This window comes from Cysteiniphilum sp. 19S12-1 (assembly GCF_052030685.1).
Lineage (GTDB): Bacteria > Pseudomonadota > Gammaproteobacteria > Francisellales > Francisellaceae > Caedibacter.
On the sequence record NZ_JBQAJM010000001.1, the window covers coordinates 23,877 to 48,957 of the forward strand.

Sequence of the window (25,081 nt, forward strand, 5' to 3'; positions counted from 1 at the left end):
TGTTGTATTGTTGTTATGAATAGAAAATGCTTAATCTTATTGCTGAGCTTAGTGGCTACCCACGGCGTATTTGCTAATACCAATTCATCCAAGTCGTTAGATAAAAGTGACCCACTATCAATCAAACCTTTGCTCAAAGATTTATTGATGCAAAATCAACAAACGCTTAATCACCTGATGAGCGAAGTGCAAGCGCTACAAAAGACAAGGCAAAAACATGCGCCAACCACACCCCAAAAAGTGAATAAAGCTAATTCGCCAATGGATCGTGAAGCAATGAATAGTCCGATTTTCTTACCCGGTGGTGCACCAATACCAGAAGGATATAATGATCGATATAAAGACCAACAAAAGCAACAACAACCAAGCACGCAGGATAATAAAGATAAATCGGCAGATGACGCCGCAAAAGCAAAAAATCAAAACAACGATAGCGCAAGCACAAGTTCATCTGATTACAATAACCCTTATAGCAACTACAACAATTCCTCTGGTGGTTATTACCCATCCAATTCAACAACCAACCCATTGTTACAATTTAGCCCTCAGCAAGACAAATATACTTATACCATTGCTAATACTAGTAATACTGATGGAATTTCTCCATTTAATGAAGCATCAAGCAGCAATAGCATTAAAATTAGCTTTAATTTATCAACCTATAATCGCATTTCGTTTTGCACTTCAAGCAGCTTTAGTGATTGCAGTCAAACCTTTAGTTTACCTGTAACTATTACAGATAAGTCAACGATTACCAATATCAGCTACACACCTCAAGCAGTCTCCGGTCAGCCAAGTGGTAGTAAATATTATATTGCGAATTTGTATGTCCAATTAACTAATACAAATAATGCTAATAGCAAAAGAACCTCTACAATATCCTTTCCGATTAATTGCACGGTACAAAGTGATGCAAACGCTAACTTAAGCTGTACAGTTACTAGCACAATGAGTGTAAGCGTGTAAGTGTAAGCAGTATGATTACCTTAAATAACAGACCTTTAATCAGTGACTAATAACATTGCTGAAGCTTTGATTCATCGTTACAATGCGTAAACTTTATATTATCCATTAGAAATAATTATGTCGTTATCTTCACGCGGATTTGGTTCTGCCATGATCATCACTGGCACAAGTGTCGGTGCTGGGATGCTTGCCATTCCTGCTACAGTTGCAGCTTGCGGATTTTGGTTGGCAAGTTTGCTATTGATTGTTGTTTGGTTTGTTATGATGCTCACCGCTTTGTTGTTAGCCGAAGTAAATCTTGCCATGCCTAATGGCACCAACTTTAGTCGTATGGCACATGCAACTTTAGGTAAAGGGGGACGGCTCATCACATGGGTTTCATACCTATTATTGCTCTACTCATTAACAGCAGCGTATAGTGCAGGTGGTGGCAATCTTGTTGCCAGCGGTTTAAACAGAGTGGGGCTATATTTACCTAATGCAGTAAATAGCGCGATTTTCATTTTGATTTTGGGTTTCTTTGTCTATATTGGCACGCGCGCCGTTGATCATGCCAATAAGACCTTAATGCTTATTAAATTTCTGGCATTCTTTGCCTTTGTTGTTGCGATCGTGCCAAGCATTCAACAGACCTTGCTTGATGTTGAAACACGTTCATTTAATTTTATTTGGATTACATTCCCGATTTTAATCACCTCCTTTGGTTTCCATCATATCATTCCAACACTGCGCAGTTATGTTAATTCTGATCGCGCAACTTTGCGTAAAGCCATTATTTTTGGCAGTTTTATTCCCTTAGTCATTTATCTTGTATGGGTATTATGCACACTTGGATCGATTCCTATCTATGGTGCTGAAAGCTTCCAAAGCATCATTCAAAGTGGCAATACCTCGGCAGGAATTGTTGGCAGCTACCACAGTACACATATTGGTAGCTTTGCCTATCTATTTGAATCAGTTGCAATAACCACCTCCTTTTTGGGTGTCACTTTGGGACTGTTTGATTTTAATCGTGATACATATCGGCTACAAAGACCAACACATATCAATAAAGTGGCTGTTTTTGTGATTACGTTCTTGCCTCCATTTTTATTTGCTGTTTTCTATCCTCAGGGCTTTATTATTGCATTAGGCTACGCCAGCATTTTTGTTGCTATTTTGTTAATTGGATTGCCTGCCGCAATGACCTGGGTTATTCGTGAGCGTCAAAATAAAAACCACCTCCTAAGTAAAGCCTATCTTGGCATTATTTTACTAATCGCTGGCGCGATGATCCTGCTTGAAATATTAACGTTATTTAATCTATTACCAACGCTCTAATGCAGCGTTCTATTCTCACTACTTAGCACCATATCGTAACTATAGCTATTGGTTTTGCCGAGCCCTTCATCAATAAAATCTTGCCAGTTAAGCAAATCATCGATCTCACCTTGGATCGCAATAAACTGTTGATATTCATCAAGGTAATAATCTAAGGCCTCATCAAGATCCGTTTGATGATCTTTAGCATACATGTACAACTGATATACTAACTCCATTTTTTTGTAGAATTCATCGAGTGTTAATGCGGTAAATACCTGACGCTGCTGCCCTTGATAAAAGACATTCACTGCATAAAGGACAACTTTTTTCTTATCATCGATACAGCATTGCGCTTGTACGTTATAGCCGAAATAAGACAAAGCTAATTCAAAATACTGACAGCAACTGTCAAAATGAATGCGTTGTTGTTTGGTAAACAATTGATCGATTGACGTAGTCATAGCGCATCCTCCTGTTGTTGGTTAGCCGCATGGCCCTGCGCCGCCTGTTAGCCCTATGCTTCCAGCGCAGCTAACACCTTACCTATCCTTAGTATAGCAGCATATTAAAATACGCAACCCCTTTTTTGTCTTTTTTACTTTTTTACTTTTTTTGCAAAAAAATATCTCAATGTGCGCTTAACTACTGCTTTATTGTTGCTTGATTGAGTTATATACTAACCCCATAGCTTAAAGGACAGCAGGGATATGATGACAAAGATTGCAATCGCTCAAATCAATGCATGTATGGCAGTTGGAGTTAACTTGCTTTGCTTGAAACGGATGATTGAGCGCGCAGCTGATAGTGGAGCTAAACTGATTATCTTTCCTGATCGCTGTGCGCTGTTTTCAATGAACTCATCAGACTATGAAATCAACAAAGAGATTCTAGGCGAAGGACGTATTCAAGATTATCTGCAGAAATTAAGTCGTGACAATAATATCTGGATTATCGCTAGTGGCATTCCCATTGTGTCGGAATACAGCAAAGAAAAATACTATTTAGCAAGTGTCGTTTATAATAGCGTTGGTGATTTATATGAAGTCTATTATCATTTGGCACCCACCTTACCTTGCGCCTTTCAATGGACGCACAGCTTACTTCAAGATCAAGAATATGGTGAAATGGTTAAAGTGATTAAAACACCGTTTGCCAATATTGGTTTAATTTCGACATATGATTTGTTTTTACCCGAAGTCTTTCGCTATTTGAAGAAACAAGGTGCCGATATTTTTGCAATAAGTGCGGCGTTCACTCAGGATATGGGTGCACACGCTTGGACGACACTTATTAAAGCACGTGCACTTGAGAATAGTAGTATGATCCTTGCTGCCAATCAAAGCGGCATTCATGAAGATGCCGATTTACTCTTCTATGGTAATAGTATGGTTATTGATCACAATGGACAACTTATAGAGCGCGTCGAGATGGGAGAGCAATTACTCTATGCCGAGATTGATACAAAATATTTTAAAAATATTTGTTTTGACCAAAATCCATTCCAGTTACAATACCGCAGGTAACATTAACCTAAAGGTATTTATATGCAGGTAACCATTCCAAAAATTGGTTTTGTCAGCTTAGGCTGCCCTAAAAATTTAGTTGATTCTGAACGTATTATTACAAAATTAAAAACCGACGGTTATGAAATTGCTGCCGATTATAGTCATGCCGATTTGGTGGTGGTAAATACCTGCGGCTTTCTAAACTCTGCTATTGAAGAGTCGCTTGAGGCGATAGGTGAGGCTCTTGATGAAAATGGCAAAGTTTTAGTGACTGGCTGTTTGGGTAAAAAGTCAGATATGATTCGTGAGAAGTACCCCAAGGTTTTGGGCATTTCAGGTCCACAGGATTATGAAAATCTTGTCAAAGCCGTGCATGATAACCTACCGATTGAACATCATGACTTTACCTCACTGGTTCCTGCTCAAGGCATCAAGTTGACACCAAGGCATTACGCGTATCTTAAAATTTCTGAAGGATGTAATAACAGCTGTACTTTCTGCATTATTCCCGATATTCGTGGCAAGCTAAGCTCACGAAAGCTTGATGATGTTATGCTTGAAGCAAAACGCCTTGTTAATGCAGGAGTCAAAGAGCTTTTGGTCATCTCGCAAGATACTAGTGCTTATGGCGTGGATATCAAATATGCTGAAGCCAAGTGGAATGATGAAACTTACCAAAGTCGTTTTATTGATTTAGCGCGCGCCTTATCAACGTTAGATGTTTGGATTCGCATGCATTATGTCTATCCTTACCCGCATGTTGATAAAGTGATCTCGTTAATGGCTGAAGGTAAAATCGCACCCTATTTGGATATCCCTTTTCAACATGCCTCACCACGCATTTTAAAACTAATGAAGCGCCCGGCAAATGCAACAAACACGCTTGAAGCAATCAAACGTTGGCGTGCGATTTGTCCCGAGCTTACCATTCGTAGTACATTTATCGTAGGCTTTCCAGGGGAAACTGAAGAAGATTTTATGACGTTATTAAATTTCTTAGAAGAAGCTGAGCTTGATCGCGTGGGCTGTTTTACTTACTCTGAAGTTGAAGGTGCTAAAGCCAATGATTTACCTGATCTTGTGCCAGAAGATGTTAAACAGCAGCGTCTTGAACGCTTTATGGTAGTGCAATCAAAAATCAGCACTAAACGTTTACAACGCCATGTTGGAACTATTCAGAAAGTTATTATTGATGAAATTCGTCATGATGAGAATATTGCATTAGCACGCACACAGTACGATGCGCCAGAAGTTGATGGTGTTGTCATTATTAAAGATATTAATCATCATAAAGGTATTGCCAAAGGTGTATTCGTAAACGTTGAAATTTTTGCTGCTAATGAGCATGATTTATTTGCAAGGCTAAAAATGGATTAGCAATGAAGCACTGTTCTTTCTCTAGTAATTGAACTAAAATCGCAAGCAGGTTGTTTTCAAAACAAAAACCTACTTGTTTTTATTAATAAACGTTATAAGGAGACATCATGCGCTTTTTAAATACACTATTGATGCTGCTGACAATTATCGGTGGCTTTAACTGGTTTATGTCATCAGTCTTTAGTTTCAATATTGTTACGAGTATTTTTCATGGTTCACCAACGTGGCAAAAAATCGCTTATGTGATTATTGGTCTTGCGTCGTTGTACTGCTTAAGTCTGTTGAAGCAAATTTATAAAACCAAATAATTCTGAAATTCTGCATAATCCGTTTGAGCTCATTATCTATTGTGTCTATACCCATTGTAAATCATTTTGCGGTGTTTGGTTGTGAAGTAGTTTGTGAAGATTTTGGCAAGTTGGATTGCAGATAATAGCTAGGTCTATTATCAAAATGCAACTTGCCAAAAGCACGCAAAATACAAAGCAAAAAATTCTGTAAAATGGTTTGTGATGGGTATATACTCTAGAAAATTATGCGATATGGAAGCTATCTTATTATGTGGAAAAAAAGCATTGTTACTTCATTGTTAATGACTTCGTGCTTGGGCGCAGCATTGGCTGATGATGTCTCTCTCCCTTCGACAAATTTTAATTTTGATGTCAAAACGGTCTCCTCAGATTCGACTTATAAACCGATGTTGGGTTTTGTTGACCAAGGTAAAACCTATATTAAATTTCCACCAACGGTGACAAGCAATAATATGCCGTTGATTCTCGTGGATCAGCTAAGTGATGGTGACGCGCCAATTATTTCATGGGATCAGGGCTATGTTGTCATTAATCAGCCATCAACACATGTTAAGATCTATAACCCGCGCACCAAGAAGCTTATCTATGACCTTAGTTTCTCTGATCAGTTTAACTATAGCAAAGTAACGCCTTCACCAAGAATTTTGCCTTATGAGTTTGCTGGATTCTTTATGGGTGCCACTGTTGGGATGTCCAATATTGGCAGCAAAGGTAATTCAGCATCAGGTGGTTTAAAGGCTGGTTATGACTGGCATTTCACTAAAGGATTCCTTGCTGGTTTTGAACTCGGGCTTAACTATGATGGCAAAGTATCAAAAGATTCGGTGGATTATAAGAGCTGGAATATTAATGCGATGCTTAGAGCCAAATATTTATTCCAATCTGGCTTTAATATTACGGGTAAGGCTGGGGTTGCTTATGTTAAAAACAGTCAATCAACACCGTCTGGTCAGCCAACAAATAGCATTGGCAATAGCATAGCTCCGCGTATTGGCACCGAGGTCGGTTATCTATTTACTAATGGTATCGGTTTAAACCTTGAGTATGATCACCTTTTCTCAAACTCAAAAGTGCTATCTGTGAATTCTTTCCAAGTGGGCGTTTCTTATATTTTCTAACGCTTCAAGGGATTAATTAACACCACTAGAAATAATGCACGAATCCAATATCGAATAAATTCATGATTCCGCTGGTTTTTGCTCGGATAATATTGCGATAATTTGCGGTTAAAGCAAAGTTTTGACTTAACGTATAAGCCACACCAACCGCAGGCGCTAAAAAGAAATCGGTACGTGTTGCTTGCTCATCTTGTGTTGACTGACTATTTGCATAGCTATGACTATTCCTAAGTCATGCGTTCTTTGCTACACTCTATGTCAGTAATGGCTTTACTTAAAGACATAATAACGCATGAAAAACTTACCGATTGGCTACTCAACCCTTGAGAAAATGCGTCAACCCAATATGATTTATGTTGATAAAACCAAGCATCTACTTAATTTAATTGAGCAAAATGCCTATTACTTTTTATCTCGTCCACGACGCTTTGGTAAGAGTCTGACTATTGACACATTAAAGCAGCTGTTTCTTGGCAAGTATGAGCTGTTTAAAGGCTTATACATTGAAGATAAGTGGGATTTCAATGAAGTATTTCCCGTGATTCACTTTAGCTTTGGTGGCTCTAAGGCAATCAATAGCGAAAAAACCCTGCTAGAAATCATTGACCAAACGTTACTTAATACCGCCAAGGCTTATGAAGTTGAGCTCCCAGACTTAGAGTACAGTGCTCAATTTGACGCATTAATCAAAGCATTAAAACATAAGTATAATCAACGCGTTGTATTCTTAGTTGATGAGTACGATAAACCCATTCTCGATGTCATTAGCGAATCCGATAAGGCACTACGCAACCGTGAGATCCTCAAAGGACTTTATAGCGTGATCAAAGACAACGATGCGTGTTTACGCTTTGTTTTTTTAACCGGAGTGTCTAAATTTTCCAAAGTCAGCTTGTTTAGTGGCTTAAACAATTTGGAAGACATCTCCTTCCAAGCACGATTTGCAGATCTATGTGGTTATACGCAAGATGAGTTAGAAAAAACTTTTGATGACTATCTACACAATGTTGATCTTGCTAAACTTAAAGCCTGGTACAACGGCTATAATTTCGCAGGTTCTGAAAAACAAAAAGTCTATAACCCTTTTGATATCTTGCTGTTTTTCAGGAATCAACAATATCAAAGCTATTGGTTTGAAACTGGCACACCCACTTTTTTAATCAAGCTCATTAGTAAACGCCGCGACATAATTCCTGAGCTTGAGAATTATGAAGCAACGCCTGATGCGTTAAATAGCATTGATGTTAACAATATTCCAATTGCGGCATTAATGCTGCAAAGTGGTTATCTAACGATAAAAGAGCAATTTTATTTTGGTCAAGATCTTTGGTATCGTTTAGGCTACCCAAATTTTGAAGTGAAAACAGCCCTAAACAGACAACTGACCAAAATTGGGATTACTCAGGAGGATGCCACCGCCAATCAGCTTGCCATTAACCGTGCGCTATTAAGCGATGATTGGGATCAATTCGCCAAAGCCATTCAAAGCTTTTACAGTAGCATTCCCTATGACTACTATACCAAAACACCCTTACATCGCTATGAAGGTTATTATTGCGCGATTATTTATAGCTATTTTGCTGCCCTTGGTTATGACGTTAAATTAGAAGACCACACCTCTGAAGGTCGTATTGATATGTCGATTATTATCACGGGTAAAAAGATCATTATTTTTGAGTTTAAGGTCAGTCAAGGTGAGGACTTAGCCGCTAAGGCTGTACAGCAGATTATCGATAAAAACTATGCATTGAAATTTACCCATCTTGAACTGCCAATCTATCAAGTGGGTATTTCATTTGACTATAATTTACGGACAATCAATGGTTTTGAGGTTATTTAAAGATAATCAAAGCTTTGGCATGGACAATAACCCTAGCACACAATAGCAAGCCAAGAAACGCTGTAAAATAGCTTATTATGGGTATATACTGCCTAGTAATAATAAGCTTTGCTCATTAATTTTATGCATAAGAAACCACACGATCAAACCACGCATTTTGGCTTTGAAGAAGTCAACTGGGAAGACAAACAACAAAAGGTTGCCGATGTATTCCATTCGGTAGCGGCAAAGTATGACATTATGAATGATGTGATGTCGTTTGGTGTACATCGTTTATGGAAGAAAATCGCCATTCAGAAAGCCTCAGTCAAAATGGGGCAAAAAATCCTTGATTTGGCAGGTGGTACGGGTGACTTAGCTTATCAATTTACTCAAAAAGTCGGTGATCATGGCAAAGTAATATTAAGTGACATCAATGCATCAATGCTCAATGTTGGTCGTGAAAAGCTAACCAACCGCGGCTGTGTTGGCAATATCGAATATGTTCAGGCTAATGCTGAGAGCTTACCCTTTGCCGATAATACATTTGACTGTATCACAATTTCATTTGGTCTTAGAAATGTTACTGATAAAGATGCGGCATTAGCCTCAATGCAGCGCGTATTAAAACCAGGTGGTCGTCTGTTGGTACTTGAGTTTTCAAAACCGATCCTGCCATTATTAAGTGAGATTTATGATCAATACTCTTTTAAGGTTTTACCGTTTATGGGACAAGTTATTGCCCAAGATGCCGATAGTTATCGTTATCTTGCAGAATCGATTCGCAAGCACCCAGATCAGGAAACGCTAAAAGAGATGATGCTAAATGCCGGCTTTGATAAGGTAAACTATCAGAATATGACCGGTGGCGTTGTTGCCCTACATATGGGCATTAAATATTAAGGTGATCACATGAATGAGCAGATGATCATTAAATCTATCAATTTTATACTCGATAAAGTGCTTAGCTTAGATCCGCAGAGAACCTATTTACTCCAGCAGCTGAACAATCAGCCTCTTTATATTGCTATTAATGATCTTAATTTATGTTTTTGCTTTGAGTCAAGTGAAGATAAGCTTATATTTGCATTAGCTGAAATCACCAATACACAAAATCTACTTACGGCAAATTCAGGCACATTAATCACAATGGCATTAAGTCAACATCCACAGAGCTATATTCAACAGGGTGAAGCGACATTTATTGGGGATATGCATGTGCTTGAGTGTTATCGCGATTTTTTCAAAGCGATTCGTCCTGATCTGATCTTCACGCTCACTTCAGGTCAAACGACTTCACTGAATTCTTTTTTAGCTAAACCGCTTGATGCTATTAAAGCATGGTTTATGACAAGTAAAGAGCGCCTGCCGCATGAGTTCAGAGAATATATTCAATATGAAAAAGAGTTTTTTCCATGCAAAGAGGAAGTAGAGGACTTTTTCAGTGACATTCAGCTGCTAAAACAGGATCTAGAGCGCATTACTGCCAAAATAGATCGCCACCTTGATACTAACGGTGATCTGCATGACTAAACTTAAAAAGTGGCTACGCCTGATTTGTATTGGTTACGTATTAAACAAATATAACGTCACCACGATGCTGGCGGATTTACCCTTATTGCGCATACTTAAAATCACGCTTATCTTTAACCCCTATTATTGGTTTGCACGCAATAAGCTTGATCGCGGTACTCGCTTACGTTTAGCACTGGAGACTTTGGGACCCATCTTTATCAAGTTTGGGCAAGCACTGTCAACACGTCGCGATTTATTGCCGCATGATCTTGCGAATGAACTTGCCAAGCTACAAGACAAGGTCCCGCCATTTTCGGGCGAATATGCACGTAAAGTCATTGAAAAGGCATTGCAACAACCCATTAGTGACGCCTTTGCACAATTTGATATTACCCCTTTGGCATCGGCATCGATTGCTCAGGTTCACAGTGCCACCCTTGCCACTGGTCAAGAAGTTGTGGTCAAAGTCTTGCGTCCGAATATCGAAAAAGTATTAGTGCAGGATACAGAACTGTTAAAAACGCTTGCACATATGCTTGAGCGTTATGTGCCGGCAACTCGGCGTTTGCGTCCTGTTGAAGTCGTGGCTGAAATTAGTCGCAATCTTCTTGATGAGCTGGATTTGCAACGCGAGGCTGCCAATGCCTCACAATTAAAACGCAATTTCAAGGATAGCCACATCCATTACGTACCCGAAGTTTATTGGCAATATTGCCGCAGCAATGTATTAACTATTGAGAAGATAAAGGGAATTCCTGTCTCTGATATTAATACATTAAAGTCACTCAACACCGATCTTAAACTCTTAGCTGAGCGTGGAGTTGAAATATTTTACACGCAAGTTTTCCGTGATTGTTTTTTTCACGCCGACATGCATCCGGGTAATATTTTTATCGATGCAACCAAACCGCAAGACCCTAAATATATATCGATTGATTTTGGCATCGTTGGTACGCTGACTCGTGAAGATCAGCATTATCTTGCTGGTAATTTCCTCGCCTTTTTTAATCGTGATTATAAAAAAGTAGCCGAACTGCATATCGAATCAGGTTGGGTTCCTTATGACACCCGTGTCGATGAGCTAGAATCAGCGATCCGTACAGTATGCGAGCCTATTTTTGAGAAACCATTAGCTGATATTTCATTTGGCTATACCTTAATGCGTTTATTTCAAGTCGCTAGACGCTTTAATATGTCTGTGCAACCGCAATTAGTCCTATTACAAAAGACTTTATTAAACATTGAAGGCTTAGGACGTGATTTGTATCCTGAGCTTAACTTATGGGCAACGGCTAAGCCATTTTTAGAGAAATGGATGAAAACGCGTGTCGGTTGGCAAGGATTTGTCAAACGCTCTATGGCAAGCATCCCTGATTTGAGTGAGCGTTTACCTGATGTGCCTGAGCTATTGTTTGACTTATTAAGTGCTCAAGTCAATCAAGCTAAGCATGATAGCTTAGCATCACCAGATCAAAGCAAACAGGTCAAGCACTCTAAACGCCATGGCGTTATGATTGGATTTGGTATTTCACTAACTGCACTTGGTATTATCTCAGGTGTTCAGGGCGAGCTATTAAACACCTTGCATCAATTTATAGACAAACATTTTGCTGTTGTTGGTGGCGTTGGTGTGGCGCTATTACTATACGCTTTTTTCTCAAAACAAAAGGACTAAATCGATGAGTGATTGTATTTTTTGTAAGATTATCACTGGTGAAATTAAATCAAATAAAGTCTATGAAGATGCTGATATTTTAGCATTTCATGATGCTTTTCCGGTAGCTGAAGTCCATGTGCTTGTTGTGCCTAAAAAACACATTGATAGCTTAAATCATCTTGAAGATGAGGACATTTCTCTTGTTGGTAAAATCAATCTAGCGATCCCTAAGATTGCACAAACATTAGGGCTTAAAGCAGGCTTTAAGACTTTGGTAAATACAGGCAAAGCAGGCGGGCAAACTGTTAATCACCTACATTACCATATATTAGGTGGACGCTTTACCAAAAAAGATGCGCTGCTGCATACTTAGTTTTCTTTGATGAACTCAGCCGTTGTGGTGATTTGCGCCAGACGCGATAAAGCACTCAAACTTGCTTCATGCGACTCTTTGGTTGCAGCATTACAGGCATCAGCAACAACAACCACTTGATAGTCACGATCATGCAACTCGCGAGCTGTCGCTTCAACTACATAAGTCGTTGATACGCCACAGATAATAACACGTTCAATTTTATTGGCTCTTAGTACAGGTTCCAAATTAGTACCGTATAGCGCACTCACGCGATGCTTAGTAACAATGACATCTTGAGGCTCAACATCCATTTTTTCGTGAAATTCAGTTCCCCATGTTTCCAGTTTTAATACGCCGTATTCTGGCGCCTTACCGAACATCGGTGAATGCTTAGGACATTCTGGGTAATTTGCTTCAAAACCTACTTTAACATGCGCAACTAACACGTTATGCTTGCGCGCCCAAGCAATCACTTCATTCGCCTTTTCCATTGTTTTATCTTCGATAATACGTGCTGCATTATGCGCACCAAAAGCACCTTTTGGATCGACGATTTCATTAATAAAATCGGCAATTAAAACCAATGTATTTTGCATAAAAAACTCCTTAAGTTTTATGATATTTCATTTAGATTTAATGAGTAATAGCTCATATTTAACTTCCTCAAAATATTACTCTAATGGAGAATATAAAAGTGTAACGGCTTCGACTTTGCTCAGCCAACGTTCATATTAACAAGCCCATGCTTTACAACAACATGACTCAACATCACTTAGTATAATCCCAAGTAATATTAAATCGCTAATGATAAAAACTAAATAGCTTTATAGAAACTTTAAAGATTATAGCCATCCAAGGCACAAAATCCCTTATCAAAAAGTACGATTATACCGCTAAGTATTTATTAACTAAGCCTACAAAATTTGCTGGATCTTCAAGCTGAGCACCTTCAACCAACAAGGCTTGTTGATATAAAAGATCTGTCCAGTCAGCAAACTGTGCATCATCTTGCTCTTGCTGCAAGTGCTTCACTAGCTTATGCTCAGCATTGATCTCAAGAATCGGCTTACCACCCATGCCTGGCATCATCATTTGCCCAGCATCTGCCATCATTTTTTGCAAATGCATGCTCATACCATAATCGTTAACAACGATACAGCTTGGCGAATTGGTCAAACGCTTAGAAAGGCGCACATCTTCGACTTTGTCTTTAAGCACTTCTTTCATTTGCTTAATAATGCTTTCAAACTCTTTTTGTGTTTCTTCTTGCTGTTTTTTCTCTTCCTCGGAATCCAAATCACCAAGATCTAAATCACCTTTAGCAACTGATTTTAACGTCTTACCATCAAATTCAGATAAATGTGATGTCATCCATTCATCGACGCGATCGCTTAAAAGCAAGACTTCAATGCCTTTCTTGCGGAACACTTCTAATTGTGGGTTATTCTTCGCTGCATTAAAGCTCTCAGCCGTCACATAATAGATAAACTTCTGATCTTCCTTCATACGTGACACATAATCAGCCAATGACACATCTTGCTCAGCAGTATCTTTGTGCGTTGAGGCAAAGCGTAATAATTTGGCAATTTTATCTTTATTCTCATGATCTTCAGCAGGCGCTTCTTTCAACACCTGTCCAAATGCCTTCCAGAATTTTTCATACTGCTCTTTATCATCTTTTGCCATTTTATCGAGCATATCTAGGACTTTCTTAGCAGTCGCTTTTTTGATCTTATCAATGACTTTATTGTGTTGCAAAATCTCACGTGAGATATTCAATGGCAAATCATTTGAATCAATGACACCTTTAACGAAACGTAAATATGATGGCAGTAAATGCTCATTCTCCATAATAAATACGCGTTGTACGTAAAGCTGCAAACCAGATTTACGCTCGCGATCCCATAAATCAAATGGCGCGCGCTCTGGCAAATATAATAAACTGGTATATTCAAGATTGCCTTCGACCTTATTGTGCGACCAAGTTAATGGATCGGTGAAATCATGTGAAATATGCTTATAAAACTCTTTGTATTCTTCATCGGTAATTTCAGACTTAGAGCGCGTCCACAAGGCTTTTGCCTTGTTAATCGTTTCCCATTCTTTCGTTTCTTTTTCTTTACCTTCTTCATCATGCTCAGTTTTAAACATTTGAATAGGTAATGAGATGTGATCCGAATATTTCTTAACGATTTGACGCAATTTAAAGTCATCAAGCAAATCATGCTCTTCATCTTTAAGATGCAGTACAATCTCAGTACCACGCGCTTCTTTAGTAATATCTTCAACGCTAAATGAGCCATCTGCTTTAGACTCCCAGCGCACACCTTGTGAAGCTTCAACACCCGCTTTACGTGTATTTACAGTGACTTTATCAGCAACGATATACGCAGAATAAAAACCAACACCAAACTGACCAATCAATTGCGAATCTTTACTCTGATCACCACTTAATGCCTCTAAGAATTTCTTAGTGCCTGATTTTGCAATTGTACCTAAATGCTCAATCACTTCATCGCGTGTCATACCAATACCATTATCGGCAATCGTAATCGTTTTTGCGTCTTTATCAAAAGAAACACGCACCTTTAAATCGGCATCATTTTCAAAAATATCAGCATTGCTTAATGCTTCAAAACGCAGCTTTTCTGCTGCATCTGACGCGTTAGAAATAAGCTCTCTTAAGAAAATTTCACGGTTTGAATACAGTGAATGGATCACCAAATGTAATAATTGTTTTACTTCCGTTTGAAAGTCAAAAACTTGCTTTTCGGACATGTTCGCTCCTATTTTGATTTGCTTTATTTAAAACTCGACCGCAAACAAATGGGCGTTAAAAAAGATATTTCAAGGAATAATTTAACCTAAATTCAAATTATAAGTGCATCTTTATCTGTTGACATAGGTCAACAGTGAACTATAATCCAAAATACTCTGATTAACCACGCAAATGCATGAGACCTAAGCACCCTAATAAAGAAATTGAGAAAGCCGTCAAATATGCTGAAGTTAGGGGATGGCGCTATCAATCTAGCGGGAGCTCTGCACATGCTTGGGGTCGATTATTATGCCCACTTGAAAGCAGAGATGGTCACTCAATCAGTATATGGTCAACACCTCGTAGTGCTGAGAATCATGCAAAACAAATTAGAAGAGTCGTTGATAACTGTGAGCATCAAGGAGAATAAAATGGCTGAAACTTATGAATTTACACTTATCCTTCAGGGAGTCGATGAAAATACACCTAACTTGGAAGATGCCTTATTTGAGGCAGGTTGTGACGACGCTATTATTAATTTTAAAAATGGCACTGTATATCTTGATTTTGACCGAGAAGATGTAAGCTTTGAACACGCAATTCTTTCCGCAATTAAAGATATTGAATCAGCTCAAATTAATGCTTCTGTAAGTAGTGTTGCGCCAGAACACCTTGTCAACTCAACTGATATTGCAAGTCGGGTTTCATTAAGTAAGCAAGCGCTATCGCTATACATTCTGGGCAAGAGGGGTAATAACACTTTCCCCAAACCAATTTTGAAAATTAGCAATAAAAGTCCACTATGGCGATGGACAACCGTAGCTGAATGGTTCTATCAGCAAGGAAAAATCAAAGATCATAAAATCATTGAGTATGCCACAACTGTAGAAGATATTAATGAGACTTTGGGTGCTCGAGCAAGAAAAGCATTTTCCCATCGTAAAAAAATCTATCATGATTTAGGCGCATTACAGAGGTAATTATTGGGATCCATTCGTTCCCTGAGCGTAGTTGATGGGTACAAGACACAACGGCTTCGACTGACGCTCAGCCAGCGTTGATGTTAAGCTAATATTATTTTTCAGACTGATCATCCGCCTGCTGCGGTTTAGTTGCTTCAGATGGTGTCACAGTTACCGTTTCTTTAGCAACTGGAGAAGCCACTTCTTCCCCTTTGGGAGTATAACTATCACCCCAATCGCCCGGCTCTCTAACCTCGCGACGCGCCATTAGGTCATCGACCTGCATTGAATCAATGGTTTCATACTTCATCAGCGCATCCGCCATGGCGTGCAAGATATCGGTATTTTCCTTAAGAATCGTTTCTGCTCTTGAGTAATTTTCATCAATTAAGCGACGCACTTCACCATCAATATCAAGGGCTGTTTTATCCGAAAAATGTTTCGGACTTTTACCCATGCTTTGCCCCAAGAAAGGCTGCTGATCATCTTCGTCAAATAGAATTGGTCCCATTTTGTCGGACAAGCCCCACTTGGTGACCATGCTGCGAGCAATATTAGTTGCCACTTGAATATCATTAGAAGCACCCGTAGTGACTTTGTCATAACCAAAGATCAGCGCTTCAGCAATACGCCCACCAAAGATACTTGATAAACGACTTAATAACTGTTCGCGAGATTGGCTGACCTGATCGCCATCTGGCAAATACATTGTCACACCTAATGCACGCCCTCGAGGAATAATACTGACTTTGTAGACAGGATCGTGATCAGGTACCAGGCGCCCAACAATCGCGTGTCCGGCTTCATGATAAGCCGTTAAGCGTTTTTGCTCGTCACTCATTGCCATCGAACGACGTTCAGTACCCATCAAAATTTTGTCTTTTGCCTTTTCAAACTCTTCCATGCCAACGATTTCTTTGTTAACACGCGCAGCAAATAACGCTGCTTCATTCACCAAGTTAGCAAGCTCAGCACCTGAAAATCCTGGTGTGCCACGTGCGATCCAATCAACGCGCACCTCATCTGCTACAGCGATTTTGCGCATATGGACTTTTAGAATTTGCTCACGACCTTTGACACTTGGTAAGCCAACTGTTACTTGTCGGTCAAAACGACCAGGACGCAAAAGGGCAGGATCCAACACATCCGGTCGGTTAGTCGCAGCAATCACGATAACACCCTCATTGTCGGCAAATCCATCCATCTCTACCAACATCTGGTTTAATGTCTGCTCACGTTCATCATGCCCACCTCCAAGACCAGCCCCTCGATGGCGACCCACCGCATCAATCTCATCGATAAAGATAATACAAGGCGCGCGACGCTTGGCTTGCTCAAACATATCACGCACACGTGATGCACCGACACCGACAAACATTTCAACGAAGTCAGAACCAGAGATTGAGAAGAAAGGCACTTTTGCTTCACCGGCAATCGCACGTGCTAGCAACGTTTTACCAGTTCCTGGAGGACCGACCATCAAGACACCTTTAGGAATTTTGCCACCGATTTTCTCGTATTTGGCAGGATTCTTTAGGAAATCAACGATTTCAGCAACTTCTTCTTTAGCTTCATCCACACCGGCAACATCGGCTAATGTGACTTTGATCTGATCTTCACCTAAAAGTTTCGCCTTACTTTTACCAAATGAAAAAGCACCACTTTTGCCACCTCCGGCACGCATCATTAGGAAAATAAAAAAGCCGGCAATTAGCAATAATGGCAACCAATTAAACAAAAATGCCAATAATAAACTTGGTTTCTCTGGTGCTTTCGCAGAAACTTCAGCGTTTTTAGTTAGCATCTGATCAACAATACTTTGATCCAATAGTGGCGCATAGGTAGTAAACTTCTCACCAGTATCCGTTGTACCAGTAAAAGTGCGACCATCAACATTGATCGACTGGATGCTGCCGCTATTTAATTGTTGCACAAAACTTGAGTACTTCAGCGTTGTTGATGGATCGGTCTTTGTACTCATGTTGCTAAAAATAAACACTAAACCTACGGCAATCAAGCCCCAGAATAGTGCATTTCGCAAGAACTCATTTTTCTTCATGCAAGTGTAATCCTATTGATTTTGCTTAATTATTTAACTTCCAAGCTCAAACCTAAAAGCCAATTTATTGGTTGGACATTATAGTATATCGCTGACCTTGTCGCGATGGCTTCACAACAAAATTTTGCAAACACTTATTAGGTTCAACCTTAGCACAAAAAAATATCGCTTCACAATTGTAATTCAGCAGATATTTAGCGAATGCGCTAACTCTCTATTTTCTAGCTTAATAAACCACTTACACCCACCACAAACCATTTTACAGAATTGCTTGCTTTGCACTTTCCGTACTTTCACCAAGTTGAATTTTGGCAATAGTCCTAGCTATTACCTGCAATCCAACTTGTTAAAATCCTCACAAATTGCTTTGCAACTAAACACCGCAAAATGATTCACGATGGGTATATGAACTCAGCATAACGCATGCTCAGCAAGAAATTAAATATATTATCAAAATAAAATCAATAATTATTATTTATCGAACTTACAGTGTAGACTTGGATTAAACTTCATGCTTTTTAACCCTTTATTAAATAGGCTAATCAGTTTGGCTGACCCTGTTTGATCTTTTGCGGCAATCAGGTAATGCGTTTGTTGATCCGCAACAAATGCTTTGGTAAAAAGCTTAGCTCCATCTTTAACATGCGCAATATTTTCAAACGCATCATCACCTGCGTAGACAGCGGTCACACGCTTAGCTTTCAATTGACTAAAACAATCTTGCATCGTTAACGCAGTAATACGCGTCGCTGTTTTTTGCGCAAACATTTCTGCCAAATTACCATAAGCACCATAACCTTGTGGTACACAGACTTTCGCTCCTTGCAAAGCTTTAAAATCAAGGTGGTCATTTTTGCCGTCAGTCAACACCCAAATATAAGCAGATTTGGTATAAAGTGCATCACTATATAGATATTTTTGTGCACGCTCTTTGGTATAGCTCCATGGGAATGAAACAACGGGCGATGAGCCATAAGCTAAGCTTTTTATTGCCACACTCCAAGGCAACCATCTAATCTCGCCAAGATTCACACCTTGACTTTTAAAAACTTTTGTCACAAATTCAGTCAAACAGCCTTTGCTGCTTTCATGCTGATTCACATAAGGATAATAATAATCACCTAACGCATAATTTACTGTGTATTTAGTTTTATCATTAGCATACCCAACACCAATGCTTAGCAAAGAGAACAGAATAATACCAAACTTTAACACGCTCACATCGCACTCCTCTTTCGCATTATTTATCCTTAACATTCATGCTCTTAGCATAAACGCAATCAATCCAAAATGCATTAACCATAACATTAACCCGATGAATATAGCATTTTTTTGCCGCATACACATATTGACTTATGCCAAATCAATTTTTACGATGTGATGCGTATTTAAACTAATAAATAATCTCAATCTAAGGAGAACACATGAAAAAGATTATTGCATTAACCGCTGCCATGCTATTTGCTGGCTCAATTACAGCTTATGCAGCCGATGCGCAAACAACTGCAACTGCAGTTACTGCGACGCCTGCTGCTAAAACTGATGCAGCCAAGCCTGCTAAAGTTGACATGAAAGAAGTAAGCTATATCATTGGTCAAGAGATGGGTAAAGGCTTCAAATCACAAGATATCAAGCTTGATGTCAAACAATTAAATGCCGGTTTAGAAGCTGGACTTTCTGGCAAAGAATCTAAGATTTCTGAAGCTAAAAGCAAAGAAATTATGCAAGCTTTCCAAATGGAAATGATCCAAAAAGCACAAACTAAAATGAAGGCTGAGGGCGCGGCAAACCAAAAAGCAGCCGATGCATTTATGGCTGATGTTGCTAAAATGCCTAATGTTAAAAAAGCAGCTGATGGTATCTACTACCAAATAATCACTGAAGGCAAAGGTGAAAAACCTGCTAAAACTGATACAGTAACGGTCAACTACACAGGCACAACACCTGCTACTGCTTTCAACAAAGATGCTAAAGCAGGTGCTGCAAAACTAGCCAAAGGCGAGCTTCTTGGTAAAACGTTTGACAGCTCTAAAAAAACTGGCAAACCAGCAACCTTCCCATTGAATCAAGTGATTCCTTGCTGGAAGGATGCTTTAAGTCAAATCCCAGTAGGTTCAACAGTTATTCTTTACTGTGCACCTAAGCAAGCCTATGGCGAGATGGCTCCACCACAAATCGGACCTAATCAAGTATTAAGCTTCAAAGTAGAATTAATCACAGCAGTAAAAGCAGAGAAACCTGCAGCAAATGATGACGCTGCAAATGATACTAAAGCAGACGCAACAGCTGCTGCAAAATAGTTTAACCTAACACACCATAATCTTAAGCCCGCTGTTGCGGGCTTTTTTATTTATTGTAGAAAGACAAGAAGGATGATATGAAAGTTATCTCATTTAATGCCAATGGCATTCGCGCTGCCACGCGCAAAGGCTTTTTTGACTGGTTCACCCAGCAAAACGCTGATTTCTTATGCATTCAAGAAACCAAAGCACAATTTGAGCAACTCAAAGATAATAACATTTATTTCCCTGAAGGCTATCACTACGCCTATACTGACGCCAAGAAAAAAGGTTACAGTGGTGTAGCAATCTATGCTAAGCGCAAACCTAAACGCATCATCCACACGCTTGGCATAGATTGGGCAGATGATGAGGGGCGTTACATTCAATTTGATTATGACGATTTAAGTGTTGCATCTATCTATATCCCTTCAGGCTCCAGTGGTGACGAACGTCAAGCGTATAAAATGGATTTTTTAGATAAATACAAAGATATACTCAAAGATCAAATGCACAACAATAAGCGCTTTATCATCTGTGGTGATGTCAATATTGTACATAAAGAAATTGATATTAAGAATTGGAAACAAAACCAGAAAACATCTGGCGTTTTACCTGAGGAACGCGCCTGGCTTGATCATGTCTTTGATGATATTGGTTGGGTTGATGCATTTCGCGTGATTAATCAACAAGCTGAGCAATACACTTGGTGGTCAAATCGCGGTCAAGCACGTGCTAAAAATGTTGGTTGGCGAATTGATTATCAGTTGATTACACCTGAATTAAAAGATAGCATTATCGCCGATAATATTTACACTGATTCATGGTTTTCAGATCATGCACCTCTGTCAATCACCTATAAAACTTAAGGGTAAAAATCATCATCTAATAGTTGCACCAATGTATAAGGCAAACATGCTGGAAACTCACTTTCAGCCAGTCCTGTTTCTTTTTGCGCTGCCAAAATCGCATCACCATAAACATCTTCGAGCATTTCCTCAATTTTTGCTTTTAAACTGGGAGTTTTCTTCAATCTTCTGACAATTTTTCGCCTTTGCTCTTTGATTGTTAACGACCAACTTTTACTTTGATAAGTCGGCTGATGTTCCCACTTAAGCAGGTGCATAATTAAGATAGTTAATCGACTTTCCATCTCGCGCTCTTGACTAACACCCATGTCTTCCAGCTCCTCACTTAGATGATCAAAATCAAGTTGTTCAATATCACGCGCTTTTAAAGCATGTGCCATTTTCATTGCCCATGCATAAAAGTCTCTCTCATATAGCTGTGAAACATTCATAGACTGCTCCATTTATTTAACGTTACAAACACTGGCTATTATAGCAACAAACAACTCAATACACAGCACTTCACTCAAGATCAAACAAAAAAGCCTGCAGTTGCAGGCTTAAAATAACAAAAATAGAAGGTTGAGGAGTTCCTCCTATTTTTTACAGCTTTTATCTTTAGAAATATACTGAGATATCTAGAGTATACGCATTGGTATGTTGATTGTTGTACATATGCATATAAGCATATTCCAAACCAAGCAATACATTTTCAGTAAAGAATGGACGTTGAGCAGATGCAACGATCATTTTATCAACACCAGAGCCTGGATATTTTACTGAGCTTGGACTACCAGCAGTTGCACCGGAAGTTGTTGCATAACCCTTATCTGCATTACCTGTTAAAGTAATTGGTAAATTATTGGTGTTATAGGCACCGTTATAGGCAATATTAAAGTTGGTTGAACGGCCATAGATCTCAGGTGAGAAACCAGCTTGCACATACCAAGCACCCGCATAACCATCATTCGTTTTATCTGATTTATTAGTCGTTTGCGCCCAACCAGCACCAACACCATAGATATCATAGTTTAAGCTGGCATCAAAGTTAACGGCACCAATGCGTGTTTTATTAGTTGTACCAGAACGAGTTGCATCCTTAAATGAGCTATTACCAGTACCATCAACGTTATAAACATAACCACCGTTAACACCATATGCCCACTTACCAGACTCGCCGCCATAGAATGCTGCATAAATAAAGTTACTGGTATGATCATCCGTTTGGAAAAGGGTTACGTTACTACTTAAACCGTCTTTATAATAAGCAAGAGAGACGTTATTAACACGACTTGGTCTAAATAACATCTGCGTTAATGAGCCAGTCCATGGACCACCACCTGAGAATGAGCCCAATGCTAAACGGTTTTTACCGACTGTTGCATAAAGCGGGAAATCATCCAAATTACCAAACATCACAAAAGCATCTTGTGCATTCACTTTATAGCTATCAGATGGATCTGCTGCTAACGTTGTTTCCGCTGTAACATAGCGCCCTAAGTTAGCTGCAACATATAAATTAGCCGTAGTAATTGGCAAGCCTTTGCCTGATTGATATGTTTCTGTTGGCGTGCCTTTACCATACTTAATTGGACTACCATGCCAAACCTGTGGATCCGCTTCCAAATATCCGCCAAATACTAACGCACGATCGCTATACATATTACGCTGCTTTAATAAGCCCAAGGCAAATTGTGATGAGCTTATCATCCCCATTGGTACTACGCCATCATGAATATCTGAAAATAAGAAATTCTGAATCTGCCCCATATTAGTCGGCACTGTAACATGATCCGTGCTGTCTGAGCCAGTACCTACACTTTCAACACTACCATGTTGAGTTTGAGTTGGCGTAGACTTCGCCATTGCTTCTTGGCTTGCTTGCAGTGCGGCAATCTCTTTTTTCAGCTCTGCAATCTGTGATTGTACTGTTTGATTGTCCGCATTACTGGTGTTAGCGTCTTGCGCATACACTGCCGTAGCAGCAGATGCAGCAAGCATTGCCAATGTGATTTTTTTTAACATTTATCTTCCCCTTCCTGTTTTCTTTACGGGTAATTTTACCTACGAGCAAAAAATGCTCGATAACAAGATAACTGATGGCAAAAAAAAAGAAAAGTACAAAAACTTGCTTTTTATGAAATTATTATAGAGTAACGCTTGGTTTTTGATTACAGTGAGCGCACTAACTTAAAATACTATTACTCAATAACTTCCAATGAATACTAAATCTAATGCCTTTAACGCTGATATTTTAATTATTGGCGCCGGTCCCTCCGGTAGTGTTGCTGCGGCAATATTGGCACAAAGAGGCTATCAAGTCACAATTATTGAATCCTCGAAATTCCCACGTTTTTCCATCGGCGAAAGCCTGCTACCTCAAGCTATGGAATTTCTAGCGCAGGCTAATTTACTTCGATGTATTGAAGACGCACACTTTCAATTTAAAAATGGCGCTGCTTTTTCTCATCAACAACATTATACAGAATTTGATTTTAGCCAAAAATTTAGCATTGGCTTTAATAGCACATTTCAAGTCGAACGCAGTGTTTTTGATCAACGACTGGCCGATCAGGCTGCCAAATTGGGGACGAAAATCAACTATGAGCAACAAGTCACTGATATTCAACTAAGTGACGAAAGCCAAATGATCACTACAATGGATAAAAATGGCAAAACACATCAATATCACGCACGATTTGTACTTGATGCCAGTGGATTTGCACGCGTATTACCCAATCTATTAAAGCTTAATTTACCAAGCGAATTCCCGCCACGCATGTCTGTCTTTACCCATATCAATAGCGCACTTGATCAAAAACTATTTGACCAGAATAAGATACTGATCACCGTACACCCAACACATAGTGACATTTGGTTTTGGCTAATACCCTTAAGCGACAACAAATACTCACTTGGTGTGGTTGGCGAGCCTCACTTGCTACAACAAAGCGAAGATGACCCCAAAAAAATATTAATGCGACTTGTCAATGAAACACCTAACTTACATCAAATTCTAAAGGATATAAACCTTGATATGCCCGTGCGCAAAATTGTTGGCTATGCCCAAAACGTAAGCACACTGCATGGCACAGGCTATGCACTTCTTGGTAATGCTGGCGAGTTTTTAGACCCTGTATTCTCTTCTGGTGTGACCATTGCTTTAAAATCAGCCGTCCTTGCTGCTGAAACATTAGACAAATCACTACAAGGCGAGAACGTTAACTGGCAACAAGATTTTGCCATTCCGTTACAAAAAGGGGTTAATACCTTTAAAGCTTATGTCCGCGCTTGGTACAGCGGTGAATTACAACAAATTATATTTAGTAACACCCAGCCACCTGAAATCAAAGCAAAGATTTGTTCCATTCTTGCGGGCTATGCTTGGGATAAAACCAATGATTATGCAACTGACGCCAAACGCAAACTCAGTGTACTTGCGAAGGTGTGCAGTCACTTTCAATGAAGAACTATCACAGCACTTGCAATTAAATATTGCGCCAAATAATAGCTAATCATCACAAGACTTGGTTCGTGTTTTAACTTGCATTTAAACTTATCCCACGCCAACACGGAATCTGAGAACATAAAGCATAGTGCACCTAACATCACATACAGACTTGGTAACAATCTATTAGCAATATAAACATTAACAGCCACGGCACCCATTAGCACAATAATCACAATATAAACAGCAACGGCAATACGATCTGAGCCCAGTCTTGGATACAGCATGAGATAAAACACTATCGCGTATAGCAACATCACAGCAATAATCCACCAATGAAATAATGTAAGCTGCAACGAGAAAGCTGTAATATAAGCAATATGTGCCAACAAGAAACTAGCAAGCCCACTAGTGAAGCATTGAGCCTTTGTCGATAGCAGAAAAATATCACCTATCAATGACAGCATTAATCCTAGCAAAATCAACACCACAAACAAGTTAATCTCAGCACTAAAGCAAAATGCATACACTAAAATCAACAGCGTTGTTAACGGCTTAAATACGTAGCTCACAACACTCATTGTGCGATATTTATCGATAATATGTATGCTCGCACATACTGCTATTAATAACGTTAACCCAATTATTCCTAACATAAGCTATTTATCCAACATCCAACATCCAACATCCAACATCCAACATCCAATTAAAGCATTCTAACAAATTGTTGTCACAACGCACTCTTGTCATTGCTTAACTTATGTTATGATACTTGGCAATCCAATCCGGTCAACCTTGTACT

23 protein-coding genes are annotated in these 25,081 nt (G+C 39.3%); 15 read left to right on the forward strand and 8 right to left on the reverse strand.

Annotated features, from left to right (window positions below):
• The first annotated feature begins 15 nt into the window (after positions 1 to 15).
• Together ACTS4L_RS00135 and ACTS4L_RS00140 are read left to right on the forward strand one after the other, a co-directional pair.
• Positions 16 to 966, forward strand: coding sequence for a hypothetical protein (locus ACTS4L_RS00135; protein WP_440616610.1), 951 nt, complete (start codon positions 16 to 18; stop codon positions 964 to 966).
• A gap of 117 nt (positions 967 to 1,083) precedes the next feature.
• Positions 1,084 to 2,286, forward strand: coding sequence for an amino acid permease (locus tag ACTS4L_RS00140; protein ID WP_440616611.1), 1,203 nt, complete (start codon positions 1,084 to 1,086; stop codon positions 2,284 to 2,286).
• On the opposite strand, the gene ACTS4L_RS00145 is transcribed toward ACTS4L_RS00140, so the two are convergent.
• Entirely contained in the window at positions 2,283 to 2,729 is a 447-nt protein-coding gene (locus ACTS4L_RS00145) for a hypothetical protein (protein ID WP_440616612.1), read from the reverse strand. The two genes, ACTS4L_RS00140 and ACTS4L_RS00145, sit on opposite strands and share 4 nt — an antisense overlap.
• A gap of 246 nt (positions 2,730 to 2,975) precedes the next feature.
• Here ACTS4L_RS00145 and ACTS4L_RS00150 point away from each other — a divergent pair, with 246 nt between their 5' ends.
• The 9 genes from ACTS4L_RS00150 to ACTS4L_RS00190 all read left to right on the forward strand — a co-directional run bounded on the left by ACTS4L_RS00150 (position 2,976) and on the right by ACTS4L_RS00190 (position 11,943).
• Positions 2,976 to 3,791, forward strand: coding sequence for a carbon-nitrogen hydrolase family protein (locus tag ACTS4L_RS00150; RefSeq protein ID WP_440616613.1), 816 nt, complete (start codon positions 2,976 to 2,978; stop codon positions 3,789 to 3,791).
• A gap of 21 nt (positions 3,792 to 3,812) precedes the next feature.
• Positions 3,813 to 5,150, forward strand: a complete 1,338-nt coding sequence (gene rimO / locus ACTS4L_RS00155) for a 30S ribosomal protein S12 methylthiotransferase RimO (RefSeq protein ID WP_440616614.1) — start codon at positions 3,813 to 3,815, stop codon at positions 5,148 to 5,150.
• A gap of 107 nt (positions 5,151 to 5,257) precedes the next feature.
• Positions 5,258 to 5,458 carry a DUF378 domain-containing protein gene (locus ACTS4L_RS00160; RefSeq protein WP_440616616.1) on the forward strand — a complete coding sequence of 67 codons (201 nt, stop codon included), beginning with the start codon at positions 5,258 to 5,260 and terminating at the stop codon, positions 5,456 to 5,458.
• A 251-nt stretch (positions 5,459 to 5,709) separates the two neighbouring features.
• Positions 5,710 to 6,579 (forward strand): outer membrane beta-barrel protein, encoded by an 870-nt coding sequence (locus tag ACTS4L_RS00165; protein ID WP_440616618.1) that lies wholly within the window; start codon positions 5,710 to 5,712, stop codon positions 6,577 to 6,579.
• Between the two features lie 292 nt (positions 6,580 to 6,871).
• Positions 6,872 to 8,419: an AAA family ATPase gene (locus ACTS4L_RS00170; protein WP_440616619.1), complete on the forward strand. Its 1,548-nt coding sequence runs from the start codon at positions 6,872 to 6,874 to the stop codon at positions 8,417 to 8,419.
• Between the two features lie 123 nt (positions 8,420 to 8,542).
• Complete coding sequence (gene ubiE, locus ACTS4L_RS00175) at positions 8,543 to 9,301, forward strand: bifunctional demethylmenaquinone methyltransferase/2-methoxy-6-polyprenyl-1,4-benzoquinol methylase UbiE (protein ID WP_440616620.1); 759 nt, start codon at positions 8,543 to 8,545, stop codon at positions 9,299 to 9,301.
• Between the two features lie 9 nt (positions 9,302 to 9,310).
• On the forward strand, positions 9,311 to 9,931 hold the full coding sequence (locus tag ACTS4L_RS00180) for an SCP2 sterol-binding domain-containing protein (protein WP_440616622.1): 621 nt from the start codon (positions 9,311 to 9,313) through the stop codon (positions 9,929 to 9,931).
• Positions 9,924 to 11,588: a ubiquinone biosynthesis regulatory protein kinase UbiB gene (gene ubiB / locus ACTS4L_RS00185; RefSeq protein WP_440616623.1), complete on the forward strand. Its 1,665-nt coding sequence runs from the start codon at positions 9,924 to 9,926 to the stop codon at positions 11,586 to 11,588. The genes ACTS4L_RS00180 and ubiB overlap by 8 nt, the downstream gene beginning before the upstream one ends.
• Before the next feature lie 4 nt (positions 11,589 to 11,592).
• The gene (locus ACTS4L_RS00190; protein ID WP_440616624.1) at positions 11,593 to 11,943 is read left to right on the forward strand and encodes a histidine triad nucleotide-binding protein; all 351 of its coding nucleotides are present in this window, start codon (positions 11,593 to 11,595) and stop codon (positions 11,941 to 11,943) included.
• Here the strand turns inward: ACTS4L_RS00190 and ACTS4L_RS00195 are convergent.
• Together ACTS4L_RS00195 and htpG are read right to left on the reverse strand one after the other, a co-directional pair.
• Positions 11,940 to 12,521, reverse strand: a complete 582-nt coding sequence (locus ACTS4L_RS00195) for a cysteine hydrolase family protein (protein ID WP_440616625.1) — start codon at positions 12,519 to 12,521, stop codon at positions 11,940 to 11,942. The genes ACTS4L_RS00190 and ACTS4L_RS00195 overlap by 4 nt on opposite strands.
• 289 nt (positions 12,522 to 12,810) lie before the next feature.
• Positions 12,811 to 14,703 carry a molecular chaperone HtpG gene (gene htpG / locus ACTS4L_RS00200; RefSeq protein ID WP_440616627.1) on the reverse strand — a complete coding sequence of 631 codons (1,893 nt, stop codon included), beginning with the start codon at positions 14,701 to 14,703 and terminating at the stop codon, positions 12,811 to 12,813.
• A 222-nt stretch (positions 14,704 to 14,925) separates the two neighbouring features.
• On the opposite strand from htpG, the gene ACTS4L_RS00205 reads away from it, so the two are divergent.
• On the forward strand, positions 14,926 to 15,663 hold the full coding sequence (locus ACTS4L_RS00205) for a helix-turn-helix transcriptional regulator (protein ID WP_440616629.1): 738 nt from the start codon (positions 14,926 to 14,928) through the stop codon (positions 15,661 to 15,663).
• 94 nt (positions 15,664 to 15,757) lie between these two features.
• Here ACTS4L_RS00205 and ftsH read toward each other — a convergent pair whose 3' ends face one another.
• Together ftsH and ACTS4L_RS00215 are read right to left on the reverse strand one after the other, a co-directional pair.
• On the reverse strand, positions 15,758 to 17,704 hold the full coding sequence (ftsH, locus tag ACTS4L_RS00210) for an ATP-dependent zinc metalloprotease FtsH (RefSeq protein ID WP_440616631.1): 1,947 nt from the start codon (positions 17,702 to 17,704) through the stop codon (positions 15,758 to 15,760).
• A 471-nt stretch (positions 17,705 to 18,175) separates the two neighbouring features.
• A complete protein-coding gene (locus ACTS4L_RS00215) occupies positions 18,176 to 18,925 on the reverse strand; it encodes a substrate-binding periplasmic protein (RefSeq protein WP_440616633.1) in 750 nt (249 codons plus the stop codon).
• 203 nt (positions 18,926 to 19,128) lie between these two features.
• Between ACTS4L_RS00215 and ACTS4L_RS00220 the strand changes: the two genes are divergently transcribed.
• Positions 19,129 to 20,004 carry an FKBP-type peptidyl-prolyl cis-trans isomerase gene (locus ACTS4L_RS00220; protein WP_440616635.1) on the forward strand — a complete coding sequence of 292 codons (876 nt, stop codon included), beginning with the start codon at positions 19,129 to 19,131 and terminating at the stop codon, positions 20,002 to 20,004.
• Positions 20,005 to 20,081: 77 nt separating this feature from the next.
• Positions 20,082 to 20,852: an exodeoxyribonuclease III gene (locus ACTS4L_RS00225; RefSeq protein WP_440616636.1), complete on the forward strand. Its 771-nt coding sequence runs from the start codon at positions 20,082 to 20,084 to the stop codon at positions 20,850 to 20,852.
• On the opposite strand, the gene ACTS4L_RS00230 is transcribed toward ACTS4L_RS00225, so the two are convergent.
• Complete coding sequence (locus ACTS4L_RS00230; RefSeq protein WP_440616637.1) at positions 20,849 to 21,283, reverse strand: DUF29 domain-containing protein; 435 nt, start codon at positions 21,281 to 21,283, stop codon at positions 20,849 to 20,851. The genes ACTS4L_RS00225 and ACTS4L_RS00230 overlap by 4 nt on opposite strands.
• A 166-nt stretch (positions 21,284 to 21,449) precedes the next feature.
• The gene (locus tag ACTS4L_RS00235; protein WP_440616638.1) at positions 21,450 to 22,856 is read right to left on the reverse strand and encodes an LbtU family siderophore porin; all 1,407 of its coding nucleotides are present in this window, start codon (positions 22,854 to 22,856) and stop codon (positions 21,450 to 21,452) included.
• Between the two features lie 193 nt (positions 22,857 to 23,049).
• Between ACTS4L_RS00235 and ACTS4L_RS00240 the strand changes: the two genes are divergently transcribed.
• Positions 23,050 to 24,297 carry an NAD(P)/FAD-dependent oxidoreductase gene (locus tag ACTS4L_RS00240; RefSeq protein WP_440616640.1) on the forward strand — a complete coding sequence of 416 codons (1,248 nt, stop codon included), beginning with the start codon at positions 23,050 to 23,052 and terminating at the stop codon, positions 24,295 to 24,297.
• Here ACTS4L_RS00240 and ACTS4L_RS00245 read toward each other — a convergent pair.
• Positions 24,291 to 24,935: a lysoplasmalogenase gene (locus ACTS4L_RS00245; RefSeq protein WP_440616641.1), complete on the reverse strand. Its 645-nt coding sequence runs from the start codon at positions 24,933 to 24,935 to the stop codon at positions 24,291 to 24,293. The genes ACTS4L_RS00240 and ACTS4L_RS00245 overlap by 7 nt on opposite strands.
• Between the last annotated feature and the right edge of the window lie 146 nt (positions 24,936 to 25,081).

Coding starts and splice junctions, on each gene's coding strand:
- ACTS4L_RS00135 (WP_440616610.1), top strand. CDS start 16: ATGAATAGAAAATGCTTAATCTTATTGCTGAGCTTAGTGGCTACCCAC.
- ACTS4L_RS00140 (WP_440616611.1), top strand. CDS start 1,084: ATGTCGTTATCTTCACGCGGATTTGGTTCTGCCATGATCATCACTGGC.
- ACTS4L_RS00145 (WP_440616612.1), bottom strand. CDS start 2,729: ATGACTACGTCAATCGATCAATTGTTTACCAAACAACAACGCATTCAT.
- ACTS4L_RS00150 (WP_440616613.1), top strand. CDS start 2,976: ATGATGACAAAGATTGCAATCGCTCAAATCAATGCATGTATGGCAGTT.
- rimO (WP_440616614.1), top strand. CDS start 3,813: ATGCAGGTAACCATTCCAAAAATTGGTTTTGTCAGCTTAGGCTGCCCT.
- ACTS4L_RS00160 (WP_440616616.1), top strand. CDS start 5,258: ATGCGCTTTTTAAATACACTATTGATGCTGCTGACAATTATCGGTGGC.
- ACTS4L_RS00165 (WP_440616618.1), top strand. CDS start 5,710: ATGTGGAAAAAAAGCATTGTTACTTCATTGTTAATGACTTCGTGCTTG.
- ACTS4L_RS00170 (WP_440616619.1), top strand. CDS start 6,872: ATGAAAAACTTACCGATTGGCTACTCAACCCTTGAGAAAATGCGTCAA.
- ubiE (WP_440616620.1), top strand. CDS start 8,543: ATGCATAAGAAACCACACGATCAAACCACGCATTTTGGCTTTGAAGAA.
- ACTS4L_RS00180 (WP_440616622.1), top strand. CDS start 9,311: ATGAATGAGCAGATGATCATTAAATCTATCAATTTTATACTCGATAAA.
- ubiB (WP_440616623.1), top strand. CDS start 9,924: ATGACTAAACTTAAAAAGTGGCTACGCCTGATTTGTATTGGTTACGTA.
- ACTS4L_RS00190 (WP_440616624.1), top strand. CDS start 11,593: ATGAGTGATTGTATTTTTTGTAAGATTATCACTGGTGAAATTAAATCA.
- ACTS4L_RS00195 (WP_440616625.1), bottom strand. CDS start 12,521: ATGCAAAATACATTGGTTTTAATTGCCGATTTTATTAATGAAATCGTC.
- htpG (WP_440616627.1), bottom strand. CDS start 14,703: ATGTCCGAAAAGCAAGTTTTTGACTTTCAAACGGAAGTAAAACAATTA.
- ACTS4L_RS00205 (WP_440616629.1), top strand. CDS start 14,926: ATGCTGAAGTTAGGGGATGGCGCTATCAATCTAGCGGGAGCTCTGCAC.
- ftsH (WP_440616631.1), bottom strand. CDS start 17,704: ATGAAGAAAAATGAGTTCTTGCGAAATGCACTATTCTGGGGCTTGATT.
- ACTS4L_RS00220 (WP_440616635.1), top strand. CDS start 19,129: ATGAAAAAGATTATTGCATTAACCGCTGCCATGCTATTTGCTGGCTCA.
- ACTS4L_RS00225 (WP_440616636.1), top strand. CDS start 20,082: ATGAAAGTTATCTCATTTAATGCCAATGGCATTCGCGCTGCCACGCGC.
- ACTS4L_RS00230 (WP_440616637.1), bottom strand. CDS start 21,283: ATGAATGTTTCACAGCTATATGAGAGAGACTTTTATGCATGGGCAATG.
- ACTS4L_RS00235 (WP_440616638.1), bottom strand. CDS start 22,856: ATGTTAAAAAAAATCACATTGGCAATGCTTGCTGCATCTGCTGCTACG.
- ACTS4L_RS00240 (WP_440616640.1), top strand. CDS start 23,050: ATGAATACTAAATCTAATGCCTTTAACGCTGATATTTTAATTATTGGC.
- ACTS4L_RS00245 (WP_440616641.1), bottom strand. CDS start 24,935: ATGTTAGGAATAATTGGGTTAACGTTATTAATAGCAGTATGTGCGAGC.